15 protein-coding genes are annotated in these 12,751 nt (G+C 64.5%); 5 read left to right on the top strand and 10 right to left on the bottom strand.

Going from position 1 to position 12,751, the window contains the following annotated elements:
- Nucleotides 1–42: 42 nt before the first annotated feature.
- From HTUR_RS12815 to HTUR_RS12805, 4 genes are all read right to left on the bottom strand, one after another.
- On the bottom strand, nucleotides 43–456 hold the full coding sequence (locus tag HTUR_RS12815) for a DUF371 domain-containing protein (RefSeq protein ID WP_012943744.1): 414 nt from the start codon (nucleotides 454–456) through the stop codon (nucleotides 43–45).
- Nucleotides 457–537: 81 nt separating this feature from the next.
- The gene (locus HTUR_RS12810) at nucleotides 538–1,881 is read right to left on the bottom strand and encodes an alkaline phosphatase family protein (protein ID WP_012943743.1); all 1,344 of its coding nucleotides are present in this window, start codon (nucleotides 1,879–1,881) and stop codon (nucleotides 538–540) included.
- Nucleotides 1,882–2,080: 199 nt separating this feature from the next.
- On the bottom strand, nucleotides 2,081–2,212 hold the full coding sequence (locus HTUR_RS28465) for a hypothetical protein (protein WP_264183057.1): 132 nt from the start codon (nucleotides 2,210–2,212) through the stop codon (nucleotides 2,081–2,083).
- Between the two features lie 172 nt (nucleotides 2,213–2,384).
- On the bottom strand, nucleotides 2,385–2,915 hold the full coding sequence (locus HTUR_RS12805; RefSeq protein ID WP_008894506.1) for an inorganic diphosphatase: 531 nt from the start codon (nucleotides 2,913–2,915) through the stop codon (nucleotides 2,385–2,387).
- A 204-nt stretch (nucleotides 2,916–3,119) separates the two neighbouring features.
- Here HTUR_RS12805 and HTUR_RS12800 point away from each other — a divergent pair, with 204 nt between their 5' ends.
- Complete coding sequence (locus HTUR_RS12800; RefSeq protein WP_012943741.1) at nucleotides 3,120–3,479, top strand: PadR family transcriptional regulator; 360 nt, start codon at nucleotides 3,120–3,122, stop codon at nucleotides 3,477–3,479.
- A 39-nt stretch (nucleotides 3,480–3,518) separates the two neighbouring features.
- On the opposite strand, the gene HTUR_RS12795 is transcribed toward HTUR_RS12800, so the two are convergent.
- Nucleotides 3,519–4,157 carry a DUF7108 family protein gene (locus tag HTUR_RS12795; protein ID WP_012943740.1) on the bottom strand — a complete coding sequence of 213 codons (639 nt, stop codon included), beginning with the start codon at nucleotides 4,155–4,157 and terminating at the stop codon, nucleotides 3,519–3,521.
- 66 nt (nucleotides 4,158–4,223) lie between these two features.
- A complete protein-coding gene (gene rnhA, locus HTUR_RS12790; protein ID WP_012943739.1) occupies nucleotides 4,224–4,817 on the bottom strand; it encodes a ribonuclease HI in 594 nt (197 codons plus the stop codon).
- Between the two features lie 162 nt (nucleotides 4,818–4,979).
- Here rnhA and HTUR_RS12785 point away from each other — a divergent pair, with 162 nt between their 5' ends.
- Nucleotides 4,980–5,942 carry a transcription initiation factor IIB gene (locus tag HTUR_RS12785; protein ID WP_006108914.1) on the top strand — a complete coding sequence of 321 codons (963 nt, stop codon included), beginning with the start codon at nucleotides 4,980–4,982 and terminating at the stop codon, nucleotides 5,940–5,942.
- 86 nt (nucleotides 5,943–6,028) lie between these two features.
- Here the strand turns inward: HTUR_RS12785 and HTUR_RS27405 are convergent, their stop codons facing one another.
- The 4 genes from HTUR_RS27405 to HTUR_RS12765 form a co-directional block, all read right to left on the bottom strand.
- Nucleotides 6,029–6,640, bottom strand: coding sequence for a DUF4399 domain-containing protein (locus tag HTUR_RS27405; RefSeq protein WP_187291455.1), 612 nt, complete (start codon nucleotides 6,638–6,640; stop codon nucleotides 6,029–6,031).
- 292 nt (nucleotides 6,641–6,932) lie between these two features.
- Nucleotides 6,933–7,232: a hypothetical protein gene (locus HTUR_RS12775; RefSeq protein ID WP_012943737.1), complete on the bottom strand. Its 300-nt coding sequence runs from the start codon at nucleotides 7,230–7,232 to the stop codon at nucleotides 6,933–6,935.
- A gap of 270 nt (nucleotides 7,233–7,502) precedes the next feature.
- Nucleotides 7,503–8,153 carry a transcriptional regulator GfcR gene (gfcR, locus tag HTUR_RS12770; RefSeq protein ID WP_012943736.1) on the bottom strand — a complete coding sequence of 217 codons (651 nt, stop codon included), beginning with the start codon at nucleotides 8,151–8,153 and terminating at the stop codon, nucleotides 7,503–7,505.
- Nucleotides 8,150–9,247: a glucose 1-dehydrogenase gene (locus HTUR_RS12765; protein WP_012943735.1), complete on the bottom strand. Its 1,098-nt coding sequence runs from the start codon at nucleotides 9,245–9,247 to the stop codon at nucleotides 8,150–8,152. Before HTUR_RS12765 ends, gfcR begins: the two co-directional genes overlap by 4 nt.
- Before the next feature lie 153 nt (nucleotides 9,248–9,400).
- Between HTUR_RS12765 and HTUR_RS12760 the strand changes: the two genes are divergently transcribed.
- The 3 genes from HTUR_RS12760 to HTUR_RS12750 all read left to right on the top strand — a co-directional run bounded on the left by HTUR_RS12760 (nucleotide 9,401) and on the right by HTUR_RS12750 (nucleotide 12,721).
- Nucleotides 9,401–10,672 carry an HAD family hydrolase gene (locus HTUR_RS12760; RefSeq protein ID WP_012943734.1) on the top strand — a complete coding sequence of 424 codons (1,272 nt, stop codon included), beginning with the start codon at nucleotides 9,401–9,403 and terminating at the stop codon, nucleotides 10,670–10,672.
- Nucleotides 10,673–11,028: 356 nt separating this feature from the next.
- The gene (locus HTUR_RS12755) at nucleotides 11,029–11,706 is read left to right on the top strand and encodes a helix-turn-helix domain-containing protein (protein ID WP_012943733.1); all 678 of its coding nucleotides are present in this window, start codon (nucleotides 11,029–11,031) and stop codon (nucleotides 11,704–11,706) included.
- A 103-nt stretch (nucleotides 11,707–11,809) separates the two neighbouring features.
- Nucleotides 11,810–12,721 (top strand): dihydrodipicolinate synthase family protein, encoded by a 912-nt coding sequence (locus HTUR_RS12750; protein WP_012943732.1) that lies wholly within the window; start codon nucleotides 11,810–11,812, stop codon nucleotides 12,719–12,721.
- Nucleotides 12,722–12,751: the final 30 nt, after the last annotated feature.

Genomic DNA, 12,751 nt, shown 5'->3' with positions numbered 1-12,751 from the left:
AGAGAGCGTTCCGGCTCCGCCGGGGGTCACCTCCCGGTCCGGTCACTCGACGCTGATCGTCACCGTCGCCTCGGCGCCGTCGGCCAGCGCGTCGACGAGGTCGCGGTCGAATCCCTCGGCCGCGAACTCGGCGCCGTTCATGATCGTCCGGTCGTCGACGTAGTCGCTCGTCCGACCGACCGCGCTGCGCTCGTTAGTGAACTCGAGGTCGGGATCCCCCCGTCCCTCGACGGTCTCCGTATAACCGCCTGCTTCGATCGTGAACGCGATCGTCGCCTCGCGGTCCCGACAGGCCTCGACGAACTCGGGATCGAAGTCGGCGGGCGCACGGTCGGCCTCGACGGCGAGGATGCAGTCCCCGGCGGGAGTGAGATAGTCGTCAGTCGTTACCTCGAACGTGCTCGCGTGCTCGGCGGAGACGTTCTCGTGGCCTCGAGCGCGGATGATCTCTTCCATACCCGCCGGTTCGTTGCCGGGCGGAAAACGGGCTCGAATTGGGTTCGGGACGCGGACGGACTCGAGAGCGACGCCGCGGGCCTAGAGCAGGCTCGCGCCGTCGAACTCGCCGCGGCTGTACTCGACCTCGAGCAGGTCGAGGATGGTCGGCGTGATGTCGAAGAGGTCGGCGTCACCGATCGTGGCTTCGGGAGTGTCGATGTACAGCGACGTGTTGTCGAAGCTGTGCATGCCGTTTCGTGGCCCGGTCGTGAAGATGTCCGAATCGGCCTTGAAGCCGGACTTGAGGTCGAAGCCCTTGTTCGGGATCGCGACCAGATCGGGCGCGATGTCGTCGTGGTCGCCGCGGAAGGCTTCTTCCTTCTCGACGACGCGCTCGACGACCTTGTTGCCGTCGGGCCCTTCGAGGGCCTCGAGATCGGCCTTGAGCTGGTCGCGAACCTCGTCGTACTCGTCCTCGGGGACGGAGCCGCGCGGTTCCCGGCCCTCGAGGTTGATGTAGAACCGACCCGGGATGAACGAGTAGGCCTTAGTGTCGTCGGCGATGTCGCCGAGTTCCTCGGGGTCGTCGGTCCCGAAGGAGAGCCAGCCCTCCTCTCGGAGCCACTCGTTGAAGTGAACCTCGTAGTCGAGACTCGTAAAGCCGTGGTCGGAGGCGACGATCATGGTGACGTCCTCCGGGAGCGCGTCCCGCAGGCGGCCGATGTACTGATCGACCTTCTGGTAGAACTCGATGAACTCGTCCTTGTACTCGCCGTCGCGCTCGTAGTCCTTAAAGAGGAAGTGGTTGACCCGGTCGGTCGTCATGAAGACGCCGAAGAAGAGGTCCCAGTCGTCCTCCTCGATGTAGTGTTTGAACGCCTCAAAGCGCGCGTCGACGGTGGCGTGGGCGTCCTCGATGAACTCCGATTTGTCCTCCTGATGGCCGAGTTTCGGATTGACGTCGATCCGGTAGTCCAGCGTCTCGAGGTAGTCGCGAACGTCGTCGGGGTAGGCCGCCTTCTCCAGCCCCGGCGAGAGGAACCCGGAGACCATCCGCTGGACGTTGCGCTGGGGCGGGAAAGTGACGGGAACGTTCAGCACCGTCGCCTTGCGGCCGTCCTCCTGGACGCGGTCCCAGACGCGGTCGGCCTGGACCTCCCGGCCCATCGGAACGTACGTGTCGTAGGTTCCGACCTCGCGGTCCTGAAAGCCGTAGACGCCGGTCTCGCCGGGGTTGACCCCGGTCGTCAGCGACGGCCAGCAGGCGCTGGACTCGGGCGGAACGATGCTCGAGATCTCGCCGGCCGTACCCTCTTCGGCGATCGCGGCGAAGTTCGGGAACAGTTCTTCGTTCTCCGAGAGGAGACTATACGGCACGCCATCGACCCCAATAAATGCGACACGGGGGGTGTCGTCGCCCCGCAGTCGATCGAACAGACCCATGGACGTGCGTAGTTCGACCGCATACAAGAACCTTCGTTTCGAGACACTGTATTGAGAAGATCTGACATTGATTCACGTGGAGGCTCGAACGGTGCCGGCGTGGGGTGGCAACCGAAACCGGAAACGGCGGCCGAGCCCGGACAGCGATGCGATGACCGCTCGAACGACTGACTCGAGGACCGCGACGGGCGCAGTGAACTTACTCGTCCTCGTCGCCCTCGGTCGGATCGAAGTTTTCGGGAACGACCGTCAGATGGGCCATACCGACGCCGGACTCGGGGACGTCGGCGTCGTCGTCGGGCGTTCGTGCGGACGGGTTGGTGGCTGCCATGACGAATAGACGTACCACTGCGAGGGGGATAAAATTACCCATGCTCATAATGCATGAGTCGCGCGGACGAACATAACTCGCGCGTATTCAGTGACGACTGACGGAGCGAACGCATCGACGGACGTGGCGAAAAAAACGGCGTAGCGGTGTGGCGAGCCGCGGGAACGGAGGTCTAGAAGTTCTCCTCGTAGAGCTCCTGTGCGTGTTCGATCGCGTCGTAGGCGGCCTGCTTGTCCTCCCAGCCCTGCGTCTCGACTTCCTTGCCCTCCTCTAAGTTCTTGTAGGTCGCGAAGAACTCGTCGATCTCGTCGAGTTGCTGCTGGGGGATGTCGTCGAGATCTTCGATGTGGTCGTAGCGCGGGTCTTCGCTCGGAACCGCGATGACCTTGTCGTCCTGCTCGCCGTCGTCGTCCATCTTCATCAGCGCGACGGGACGGGCTTCGATGACACAGCCGGGGAACGTCTGGTCCTCGACGAGGACGAGCACGTCGAAGGGGTCCTCGTCGTCGTAGTACGACTGCGGGATGAAGCCGTAGTCGCTCGGATAGTGGACGTTGCTGTGGAGCACGCGGTCTAAGACGACGCCCGGGATGTCCTTCTCGTACTCGTACTTGTTTCGCTCGCCCTTGAGACACTCCACGACGGCGTAGATCTCTTCTGGCGGATTCGGTCCGGTCTCGAGGTCTTCCCAGAGGTTGACCATGTACCGGAGACTCCATCGGTGGATCAAAAAGTACTTTCGTAATCGAGTGTCACATTATAGACGACGGTTGCCAGATACACGACATGAGATCCGGACAAGACCCACCAGTGTCCGGCGGTCGCAGAGCCGATCGGCTCGTCGCCGATCGCGTATACGAGGGATTAGTTGACAAGTCTTAAATAGTCTGGTGACATTTGCACAAGTATGTCAGAGGCACAATCAATCACCGGCGAACAGAGTATTGCACGCGAACTCACCGCGTTCCAGACCAACATCCTCACGATCCTGGCCAAAGAGCCGATGTACGGCCTGGCGATCAAGCGCGAACTTGAGGACTACTACGGGACGGAGGTCAACCACGGGCGTCTCTACCCGAACCTCGACGAACTCGTCGACCTCGGGCTGGTCGAGAAGAGCGAACTCGACAAGCGAACCAACCAGTACTCGCTGACCGACGACGGCTACGACGCCGTCCTCGACGGCATCCAGTGGTCGCTCTCGAAGATCGTCACCGACGACGAGCGCGCCGACGAGATCCGCGACATCGTCGAGAACAGCTACTAACGACCACGGCTGCGATTCCACCAGAACCGCTCATTGCGGTTATCGGCCCCGACGATCGGGGACCGAGCGATCGGCCGTCTCGGAGATCAGCTCGATCGATTCCGCGATCGCCTCCCGCTGTTCGGCGGACGGCCACGCGTTTCTCACGAAGTACTCGGTACGGAACTCCCGGAGCTCCGCGTCCGTGAGCTCCTCGATCCGCTTCGCGTAGTGATTGCTCGCGAAATCGGCGAGCGCCGCGGCGTTGTCGCCGTGGACGTCGCCGTGGTCCTCACGGACGCGCTCGACGAGCGCTCGGTTGTGCGCCGCGACGTCGTTCCAGTCGTCCGGATCGCCCGTCCCCTCGAGGGGAATCTCGATCGCGCGCGAGAGGTCGGCGATCCGATCGGTCCGGATGACGCCCTGCTCGGTGTCGTGCCATTCCGCGGGATGGAGGACAAGCACGTCGGTGCCGTCGTCGTCGCGAACCCGCGCGGTGAAGTCGTACTCGGAGAGGAGCGTCGCGCGCCGCTCTCTGCGCGCTTCGGCCTCGTTCTCGTCGGGCGTCTCGCGCGCGATCCGCGTGAGCCGCTCGACCTCGTCGACGACGTCCGCGGGGAGTTCCGTGGTCTCGAGGTCGTCGTTTCCGTCGTCGGAGTCGGGGCCGGTTTCGGCGAGCGATTCGTTCGAGTCAGTCATACCGATCCGTACGGACTCGAGGACTTTTTCCCTTGCCGGTCCGCGTCGGCCGACGGGCGATCCGGATCAGGCGGCGTCGAGGGCCTCGTTCACGAGGCCGTCCGCGCGCTCGTTGACCTCGCGGGGGACGTACTCGAGGGTCCACTCGTCGAACGCCCCGAGCAGTTCGTGGACGGTGACGCGCTTCTCCCGGAGTTCGGGATTGTTGGTGTCGTACTCGCCGCGGACCTGTTTGACGATCAGTTCGGAGTCGCCGCGGATGTGGACCTCGTCGTAGCCGTAGTCGCGGGCGGCCTTGAGGCCCGCGATCAGCGCCTCGTACTCGGCCTGATTGTTGGTCGCCGTGCCGATCGTCTCGCCGTCTTCGGCGACGATCCCGTCGCCGGTGACGATCACCCAACCGATCGCGGCCGGGCCGGGGTTCCCGCGCGAGCCGCCGTCGAAGTAGACGTGCGCGCGACCGCCGCTCTCGCGCAACAGCGCCTCGAGGTCCTGCGGGTTCGATCCCTGGATGACGACCTTGTCGTCGTAGGCGACGGCCGTCGCAGAGCCGCGGCTCACCCGCCAACGCTCGTGATCCGTGTTTCCGGACTCGACCGACACCCCTGCTTCCTCGAGTCGTGCTCGAGCCGTCTCGACGTCGCACTCGATGACCGGCATTCGTTGCCGATGTCCGCCGGAATCGGATAAAGTCTTTCCGGTATCAAATCGTAAACCCTGCTCCTGAAGCGCTGTAAACCTCGATATCGGCCGATATTCCTCAGTGGCGAAAAACGCCGACCAAGGATTTATATGCGATGGTGATACTACTATAAAAGTGCGATGACACGGTCCACCCGCCAGCGGGAGCGAACGCGTGAGACGGACGAGACCGAGGATCAGGAAGGGGTACGCGCTTGCCCCGAGTGTGAATCGGACAATCTCGTAAAGGACTCCGACCGGGGTGAGCTCATCTGTGAAGACTGTGGGCTCGTCGTGGAGGAAGAAAAAATTGATCCCGGCCCGGAGTGGCGGGCGTTCAATCATCAGGAGCGACAGGAGAAGTCCCGCGTCGGCGCGCCGACGACCCAGACGATGCACGACAAGGGGCTGACGACGACCATCGACTGGAAGGACAAAGACGCCTACGGTCGCTCCATCTCCTCGAAGAAACGCAGTCAGATGCACCGACTGCGCAAGTGGCAGGAACGCATCCGTACCAAAGACGCCGGGGAGCGGAATCTGCAGTTCGCGTTGAGCGAGATTGACCGAATGGCCTCCGCGCTCGGGGTCCCTCGGTCCGTCCGCGAGGTCGCCTCAGTCATCTATCGCCGTGCACTGAAAGAAGACCTCATCCGTGGCCGCTCGATTGAAGGCGTGGCCACCTCCGCACTGTACGCCGCCTGTCGGAAGGAAGGCATCCCGCGCTCCCTTGAGGAAATCTCGGAAGTCTCTCGCGTCGAACGCAAAGAGATCGGTCGCACGTATCGGTACATCTCGCAGGAACTCGGTCTCGAGATGCGCCCCGTCGACCCGAAAAAGTACGTCCCCCGCTTCTGTTCCGAACTCGAACTCTCCGAGGAAGTCCAGACCAAGGCCAACGAAATCATCGAGAAGACGGCCGAGGAAGGACTCCTCTCGGGCAAGTCGCCCACCGGCTACGCCGCCGCCGCGATCTACGCCGCCTCGCTGCTCTGCAACGAGAAGAAGACCCAGCGAGAGGTCGCCGACGTCGCGCAGGTCACGGAAGTGACCATCCGGAACCGGTACCAGGAACAGATCGAAGCGATGGGAATCCACGGCTAACTCGTCCGCTACCGATCCGTCTTTTTATCAGCGCTAGCAGCCGTCAGCGACTGTACTGTGGCCAGAAGATCGGGGCTAACACGCGATCAGTCGTCGCTCGAATTGCCGCCCTCGGATTCGTTCCCGGTTCCGTTCTCGGAGTCCGTTTCGTTCCCGTCCCCGCTTTCGCTCCCGCTCTCGGTCGCGTTCCCCCCGCCCTCGCCCCCGGTGACCGTGATCGTGATCTCGTCGGTCATGTCGTAGGCGTTGTGTATGTCGTCGCCCGCCTGCGCACAGAGGTCGTGCTGTCCCGGCTCGAGTTCGATTTCGATCTCGCGTCCGCCGTCTGAGAGGTGGTAATAGCCGTCCTCCAGGGGGATCACGTATCCCGGCTCGACGCAGCCCTCGTCGACGAGGACGTGGAGGTGTCCGGTTCCGCTCTCGGGGACCGTATCCTCGCCCGGCGGACGCAGTTCGAAGTTCTCGACTTCCATTTCGACCGCGACGGGGTTCGATACCTCGGCCCCGTCTTCCGGTCTGACGAACGCGAGTTCACCGTTCGGGCTCGTGTAATCGATGTTTTCGACCCGTTCGTCGTCGGTTTCGTTCTCGTCGGGCTCGTCGGCCCCGTCGGAGTTATCGATACAGCCGGCGAAGGCGGCGATGCCGGTCACGGCGCTCGCGGTCAGATACTGTCGTCGCGTCGGTGTTCGTGTCATGTTCGGTCGGTAATACGGGTGGAGTGTTCGGATCCGTGCGATCATCGACGTCCTCGACATCCGCTCGGGGCCGACCGTCAGACGGGGACGGCGATGGGCCACACGGAGACGGTGATCTGTATACCAGTTGACGCCCTCGCGGCGAAAAGTCCACGCCCTGCGTTCGCTACGGAGTCGTGTGCGTCCGATTCGAGAACGGTCGCTCGCACTGCGGTCGTCACGCCCGCTTCCGAGGGCGGCGAAGCGTCGTTTCCGCCTCCCTGTGACGGGACGGGACAGCTACGGGAAGGCGTTATCCGTCGGTCTCGTTCCCGCTATCAGTCTCGTTTCTGTCGGTCTCGTTCCCGCTATCAGTCTCGTTTCTGTCGGTCTCGTTCCCGCCATCAGTCTCGTTTCTGTCGGTCTCGTTCTCGACGTCCTGAAACGCGCCTTCGGAATCGTTGGCGTCGTCGTTAGGCGTTTCCGACTCCTCGTTTTCCGGCGCCTGCGGTCCCGGTCCCTCGTCGACGCTGTCGTCGCCACACCCCGCCAACGTCGCGAGGCCGACCGTACCGCTCAGTGCGATCAACCGTCTGCGAGTGAGTCGTGTCATCGTGAGTCCTCACTCAAGTGCGGAGGACTGACCGCCAAGAGAATGCAGCACCTAGCCACAGCGCGAGGGCGGCAACGATCGGTTACGAAGACATCCGCGACGAGGAATTATCTCGAGCGCGTTCGATCTGCCGATTCCGAACGTCTGCGAGCGACGGAATCAGTTCGAGCGGAATCGGCGACGCCCCTCGCGCCGTCGGGTCGGAAAATAATCAGTTACCGGCCCGGCGGCCGGTTCCGGCCGCGGACGTGACGGGTATCCGGCGGCCCGTCACTCCTCCTTGCCAACGCTGATGACCTGCAACAGCGAGTAGACGGGGACGCCCTCGATCTCCTCGAGCCCCTGCTTGTCCGCGAGGACGATGCAGGCCAGCGGGTCGCCGCCCTCCGCGCGGATGGCCTCGATGGTCTCGCGCATCGTCGTACCGCTGGTGATCGTGTCGTCAACGATGTAGCACTCGCGGTCGCGGATGCCCGCGAAGTTCCGGCTGAACGTGCCGCCGAGGTCCTCGATATCGCCTTCCTCCCACTGGTGTTTCGCGGGGGTGTACGTTCCCAGATCGGTCTCGAGTTCCCGGGCGACCAGCGTCGCGATGGGGCCGCCGGCCTTCTCGATGCCGATCGTCAGGTCGACGTCCTCGCCGTGTTTGGCGAGCATGTCGGCCATCGCCTCCGCGATCGCGCTCATGCGTTTGCTGTCCCGGCCGATCGCCGACCAATCGACGTGGATGTCCTGGGGGCCACCGGGGCTCGCGGGACCGTTCTGCGGTCGGTCGCTGGGTTGGGTCGTTGCGTCGCTGCGCTCGACGAGCCAACTCGCCGTCTCTCGGGAGACGTTCAGTTCGTCCGCGATCTCTCCCTTCGAGAGACCCCGGGCTGCGAGCTCGGCCGCGCTCTCGATGAGGTCGTCGACGTTTTTCATATATTACTGAATTCGACGGCCGTTTTTATAGTCGTGTCGTCGTCGGCAGTCGCGTCGTCGGTCGGGTCCGAAAACGCCCGTTCGTACTCCTCGAGGCCGTAGACGCCGCTCACGACGTCTTCGATGACCCACGACGGCAGGCCGGCGAGCGTGTCGACGGCCGACGCGAATTGGTCGCGGTTCGAGTTGACGCTGCCGACGATGGCCTTGTTGTGCAGGACCATCTCGCGGTGGAGGCGGCCGCCGTCGACCTCGAAGGACCAGTCGTTGGGGACGCCCAGCAAGGCCGCGACGCCGTTGGGTGCGAGCGCTTCGATCGATTCGAAGGCGTGTTTCGCGTATCCGGTGGCCTCGTAGACGAGGTCCATCGGCTCGTAGACCTCGGGAACCTCCGGAACCGGCGTCTCGCGGGAGTCGATGTAGGTCACGCCGAGCTCGTCTAAGATGTCGATCGACGGGTGCGGTCGGTCGCGCCGGCCCAGACAGTAGACGCGATCGTAGCCCATCGTCGTCCGGAACATCGCCGCCGTCAACAGGCCCAGCGAGCCGTTCCCGAGCACGAAGACGGACTCGGGGCGCCAATCGAACGCCGACCGCGTCGCGGCGGCGTGTTCGATGGCCTTCTCGGTGATGCTGATCGGTTCGACGAGGAAGCCGACCGGTGCGAGGTCGGCGGAGATTGGCACGAGACAGTCCGCGGGGCTCGTGAAGTATTCGGCCATGAAGCCGTGAGCGCCGACGATCCCGCGCTCGACGTACTCCCCCTCGGGAGCCATGTCGGGCTCGCCGCGCTCGAAGTAGACGTTCGTCTCGACACCTGGCGGCGGTCGTCGCACCGTCGGGACGACGTACTGGCCCTCCTCGAGGTCGGTTCCGTTGGCATCTTCGACGACGCCGACGGCCTCGTGACCGAGAACAAGTCGATCGTCGCCGTCGGGGACGCCGCCGTGGGCGCCGGCGATGACCTCGTCGTCGGTGCCGTCGACGCCGACACGGAGCGTCCGAACGAGCGCTTCGCCGGGGGCTGGTTCGGGGACGGGAAGGTCAATCAACGTCGGCGTCCCCGCCCCGGGCTCGACTGCGATAGCCTTCATGTGAACTGCCTACGCACCGCAGGACTAAGTATTTATTCCTATTCGAGTAAAAACACAGTGTGCTGTTCCGGGCGTCGTCGCTGGCGCTGAAAACGATTCTCTAGTCGCACCTCACTGAAAACGATTATCTGACTGCTCCTGCCAGTAACTCCCATGGAGCGATACGATCTCGTCTATCGACTCTACGACGAGTACGACACGGACCGGCTGCGGGAGTACCAGGCGTTCGTCGACGTCTTCCCGGCGATCGACTCCCGGGTCGCACTCGAGCACTGGCAGAGCGCCAACGAGGAACTCGAGCGGCGGAAGGACGAGATCCGCGGCGACTTTGCGGCCGGCGAGACGTTCGCGGAGGTCGCCGCCCGCGCCGACCGCGATCAGGCCTTCACCGCGCTGGACCTCGAGGCCAAGTACGGCCGCGCGGTGAACGTCCTCGTGTTAGACGTTGACGAGACGTTGCGCTCTGCGGGGGGAACGGACAACGAGATCCCCCGCGACACGCTCCACGTCCTGACGGAGTTCCACGAGGCGGGCGTTCCCATCGTCATCTGTACGGGCCAGACCCTGGAAAACGTCAAGGGGTTCGCCATTCAAGGGCTGGGCAGCGAAATCGTCCACTCGGGGAACCTCTCGATCGTCTACGAGGCCGGGACGGGCGTGTTCACCCCGGGCCACGGCGCCGACACGAAGCAACTGCTCTACGAGGAGTTGGACGCCGAGATCCGAGACGTCTTCGACGACGTTCGGGCGCGGGTCCTTCCCGAGGCCCCCGAGGAGCTCCGGCGGGGTTGTCACCTGCAGGGCAACGAGTTCAACGTCACGATGAAGCCAAACTACGAGACCGGCTCCGCGAAGGCCCGGGAGACCATCGACACGGCGCTGGTCTACCTGATCGACCTGCTGGCCGACGCCGTCGGCACCGCTCTCGAGGCGTCGCGGGACGACGGAGCGATCGAACTCGAGGGCGAGACGGTCACCGACTGGACCCGCGCCTTCTACGCCGATCAGGACCCCGAGATCAGGGCCGTCCTCGAGAGCGAGGGCGGCTATCCCGACCTCGAGGCCGACGCCGTCCCCGAGCCGCTGACGGACATCCTCGACCGGATCGACGTCGCCTACTACGAGGCCGACGCGGCCGAGATTGGCAGCCTCGAACTGAACAAGGTCGTCGGCGTCGAGCGCGCGCTGGACGTGTTGGGCGTCGACGACCCGTTCTCGCTCGTGATGGGCGACTCGAAGAGCGACCTGCGCGTGATGAGGTGGGCCGACGAGCACGACGCGGGGATCGCCGCCGCGCCCGAACATGCCTCCCAGGACACCTTAGAGCACGTCCTCGAGACCGACGAACTCGTCTTCGACCGCGGGAAGAGCGTGGACGTTCTGCGGACGGTGTACGCGATGAACAGACTGGCGCGACTCGACTGAGCAAGATCCGTCGTCGGGTCGTCCGCGAGTCGTCCGCGCGCTCGAGCGTCGATCCGCTCGGATCGAGCTGACTATCATCGCGTCCTGACCGTTACCGGCAGTGAGGGACTGTCTTAAACGGCTGGAAGAGAAAAGCCTGCTCATCAACCGATCGGGAGCGCTATCGAGTGATAGCACGATCCGAGCGGGTGTGGCGCCGACGATCGCGCCGGCACCGACGAGTGCCGACAGGCGCTCTCGCCACCCCTGACGTGGATCGGCGAGACAATTATGAGACGATTCGGGTCCCCACAGACGTACGCCAGCGGCATCGTTCAGCGACCGGACTCGAGCCCTACCGACGGGGTGATCGACCGATGACGACGATCGCAGAACTCACGCTTTCGACCGACGAATTCGCGCTCGCGGAGACGTTCCAGCAACTGCCGGAGATGGAGGTTCGCGTCGAAAGCGTCGTCGCCGAGGGCCCGGCTCGGACGATGCCTCTCGTCTGGTTCTCGAACGTCGACCCCGACGCGATCGACGAGGCCCTCGAGGCCGATCCCACCGTCGCCGACTCCCAGCAACTCCTCGAGAACACCGACGACGACGAGTGGTTCTACCGCCTCCAGTACGGCGAGGACGTCGGCTCCGTCTGTAGCGCGGTCTACACCAACGGCGGCACGCTGCTCGACGCCCAGGTCACCGAGGGCCAGTGGACGCTTCGCCTGCTCTTTCCCGAGCGCGAGGAGCTCTCCGACGCCGTCTCGGCCATCGAGGAACAGGGCGCTCGCGTCGACGTCCGCCGGATGGTCGAAGCCGGCCAGGACGAGGACCTCGAGACGACGGCGGCGCTGACCGAACCGCAGCAGGAAGCGATCGCCGAGGCCTACCGCCAGGGCTACTACGACGTCCCGCGGGAGATCTCGCTCGAGGAACTGGCCAACGAACTCGATATCTCCCATCAGGCGCTCTCCGAGCGACTCCGCCGGGCCAACCGCGTGCTCGCCAGCGAGCAACTCGACGAGCCGACGGGCGAACTGGCGACCGAGTGACCGAATTCCCGTGGTCCAGTGACTACGGCGTAGCGGTTCTCCAGACGGCGTACCGCGCAGCCGACGGCTGTCTTTTATAGCCGTTCGTCTCGGAAGACCAGTCATGTCCTTCCACGATCCCGGCGCCGACGATCCGCTGGGCCTCCACGGCGTCGTTCCGCCGACGATCACCGCGTTCCACGAAGACGAATCGGTCGATTACGAGACGACGGCCGAACACGCCCGCTTCGTCGTCGATCGGGGCGTCCACGGCGTCTTCCCGCTGGGCACCAACGGCGAGTTCCCGCTGCTGACCGGCGAGGAACGGCAGGGCGTCGTCGAGGCCGTCGTCGACGAAGTGGGCGGCGAGGTCCCCGTCATCACCGGCGTCGGCGCGCCGAGCACTTACGAGACCATCACCCACGCCGAACACGCCGAATCCGTCGGCGCCGACGGCGTCGTCGTCGTCACGCCCTACTACTACCCGGTCGACCACGAGGCCGCCCTCACCCACTACCGACGCGTGGCCGAGGCCGTCTCCCTGCCGGTCTACGTCTATCACATCCCCAGCAAGACCGGCAACGAACTCTCCCTCGAGACGCTCGCGGAACTCGCCGAGATCGACAACATCGTCGGGGTGAAGGACTCGAGCAAGAACGTCCCCTGGCTGGCTCAGGCGATCGACGCCCACCCCGACCTGACCTTCCTCGCGGGGTCGGACTCGCTGCTGTTTACGGGGCTGGAGATCGGCTGTTCCGGCCTCGTCAGCGCCGTCGCGAACGTCTTCCCGGAACTCGTCGTCGACGTCTACGAGGCCTACGACGACGGCGACGAGGAGCGCGCCCGCGAGCTGCAGAGTCGAGTGTTCGACGTTCGTGACGCGTTCAAACACGGCGGCGGATACATGTCCGGCGTCAAGACGGCGCTCCGGGCTCGCGAGTTCGACGCGGGTCCGCTCCGGAGTCCCCTCCGGCTGAAAGACGAGTCCTCGACGGACGAGATGCGCGAGATGCTCACGGAACTCGACGTGCTCTAACGCCGGAGCGGTCCGATCCCGAACGGGACA

The sequence above is a fragment of the Haloterrigena turkmenica DSM 5511 genome, from assembly GCF_000025325.1.
GTDB classification, from domain to species: domain Archaea; phylum Halobacteriota; class Halobacteria; order Halobacteriales; family Natrialbaceae; genus Haloterrigena; species Haloterrigena turkmenica.
This window is presented reverse-complemented; position numbering and strand designations above follow the sequence as displayed.

Bases quoted from the DNA above. Each gene is read 5' to 3' on its own strand.
- HTUR_RS12795 (WP_012943740.1), bottom strand. From the start codon at position 4,157: ATGACTGACTCGAACGAATCGCTCGCCGAAACCGGCCCCGACTCCGAC.
- HTUR_RS12805 (WP_008894506.1), bottom strand. From the start codon at position 2,915: ATGGTCAACCTCTGGGAAGACCTCGAGACCGGACCGAATCCGCCAGAA.
- HTUR_RS12750 (WP_012943732.1), top strand. From the start codon at position 11,810: ATGTCCTTCCACGATCCCGGCGCCGACGATCCGCTGGGCCTCCACGGC.
- HTUR_RS12765 (WP_012943735.1), bottom strand. From the start codon at position 9,247: ATGAAGGCTATCGCAGTCGAGCCCGGGGCGGGGACGCCGACGTTGATT.
- HTUR_RS12760 (WP_012943734.1), top strand. From the start codon at position 9,401: ATGGAGCGATACGATCTCGTCTATCGACTCTACGACGAGTACGACACG.
- HTUR_RS12775 (WP_012943737.1), bottom strand. From the start codon at position 7,232: ATGACACGACTCACTCGCAGACGGTTGATCGCACTGAGCGGTACGGTC.
- HTUR_RS12755 (WP_012943733.1), top strand. From the start codon at position 11,029: ATGACGACGATCGCAGAACTCACGCTTTCGACCGACGAATTCGCGCTC.
- gfcR (WP_012943736.1), bottom strand. From the start codon at position 8,153: ATGAAAAACGTCGACGACCTCATCGAGAGCGCGGCCGAGCTCGCAGCC.
- HTUR_RS12810 (WP_012943743.1), bottom strand. From the start codon at position 1,881: ATGGGTCTGTTCGATCGACTGCGGGGCGACGACACCCCCCGTGTCGCA.
- HTUR_RS27405 (WP_187291455.1), bottom strand. From the start codon at position 6,640: ATGACACGAACACCGACGCGACGACAGTATCTGACCGCGAGCGCCGTG.
- HTUR_RS28465 (WP_264183057.1), bottom strand. From the start codon at position 2,212: ATGGCAGCCACCAACCCGTCCGCACGAACGCCCGACGACGACGCCGAC.
- rnhA (WP_012943739.1), bottom strand. From the start codon at position 4,817: ATGCCGGTCATCGAGTGCGACGTCGAGACGGCTCGAGCACGACTCGAG.
- HTUR_RS12785 (WP_006108914.1), top strand. From the start codon at position 4,980: ATGACACGGTCCACCCGCCAGCGGGAGCGAACGCGTGAGACGGACGAG.
- HTUR_RS12815 (WP_012943744.1), bottom strand. From the start codon at position 456: ATGGAAGAGATCATCCGCGCTCGAGGCCACGAGAACGTCTCCGCCGAG.
- HTUR_RS12800 (WP_012943741.1), top strand. From the start codon at position 3,120: ATGTCAGAGGCACAATCAATCACCGGCGAACAGAGTATTGCACGCGAA.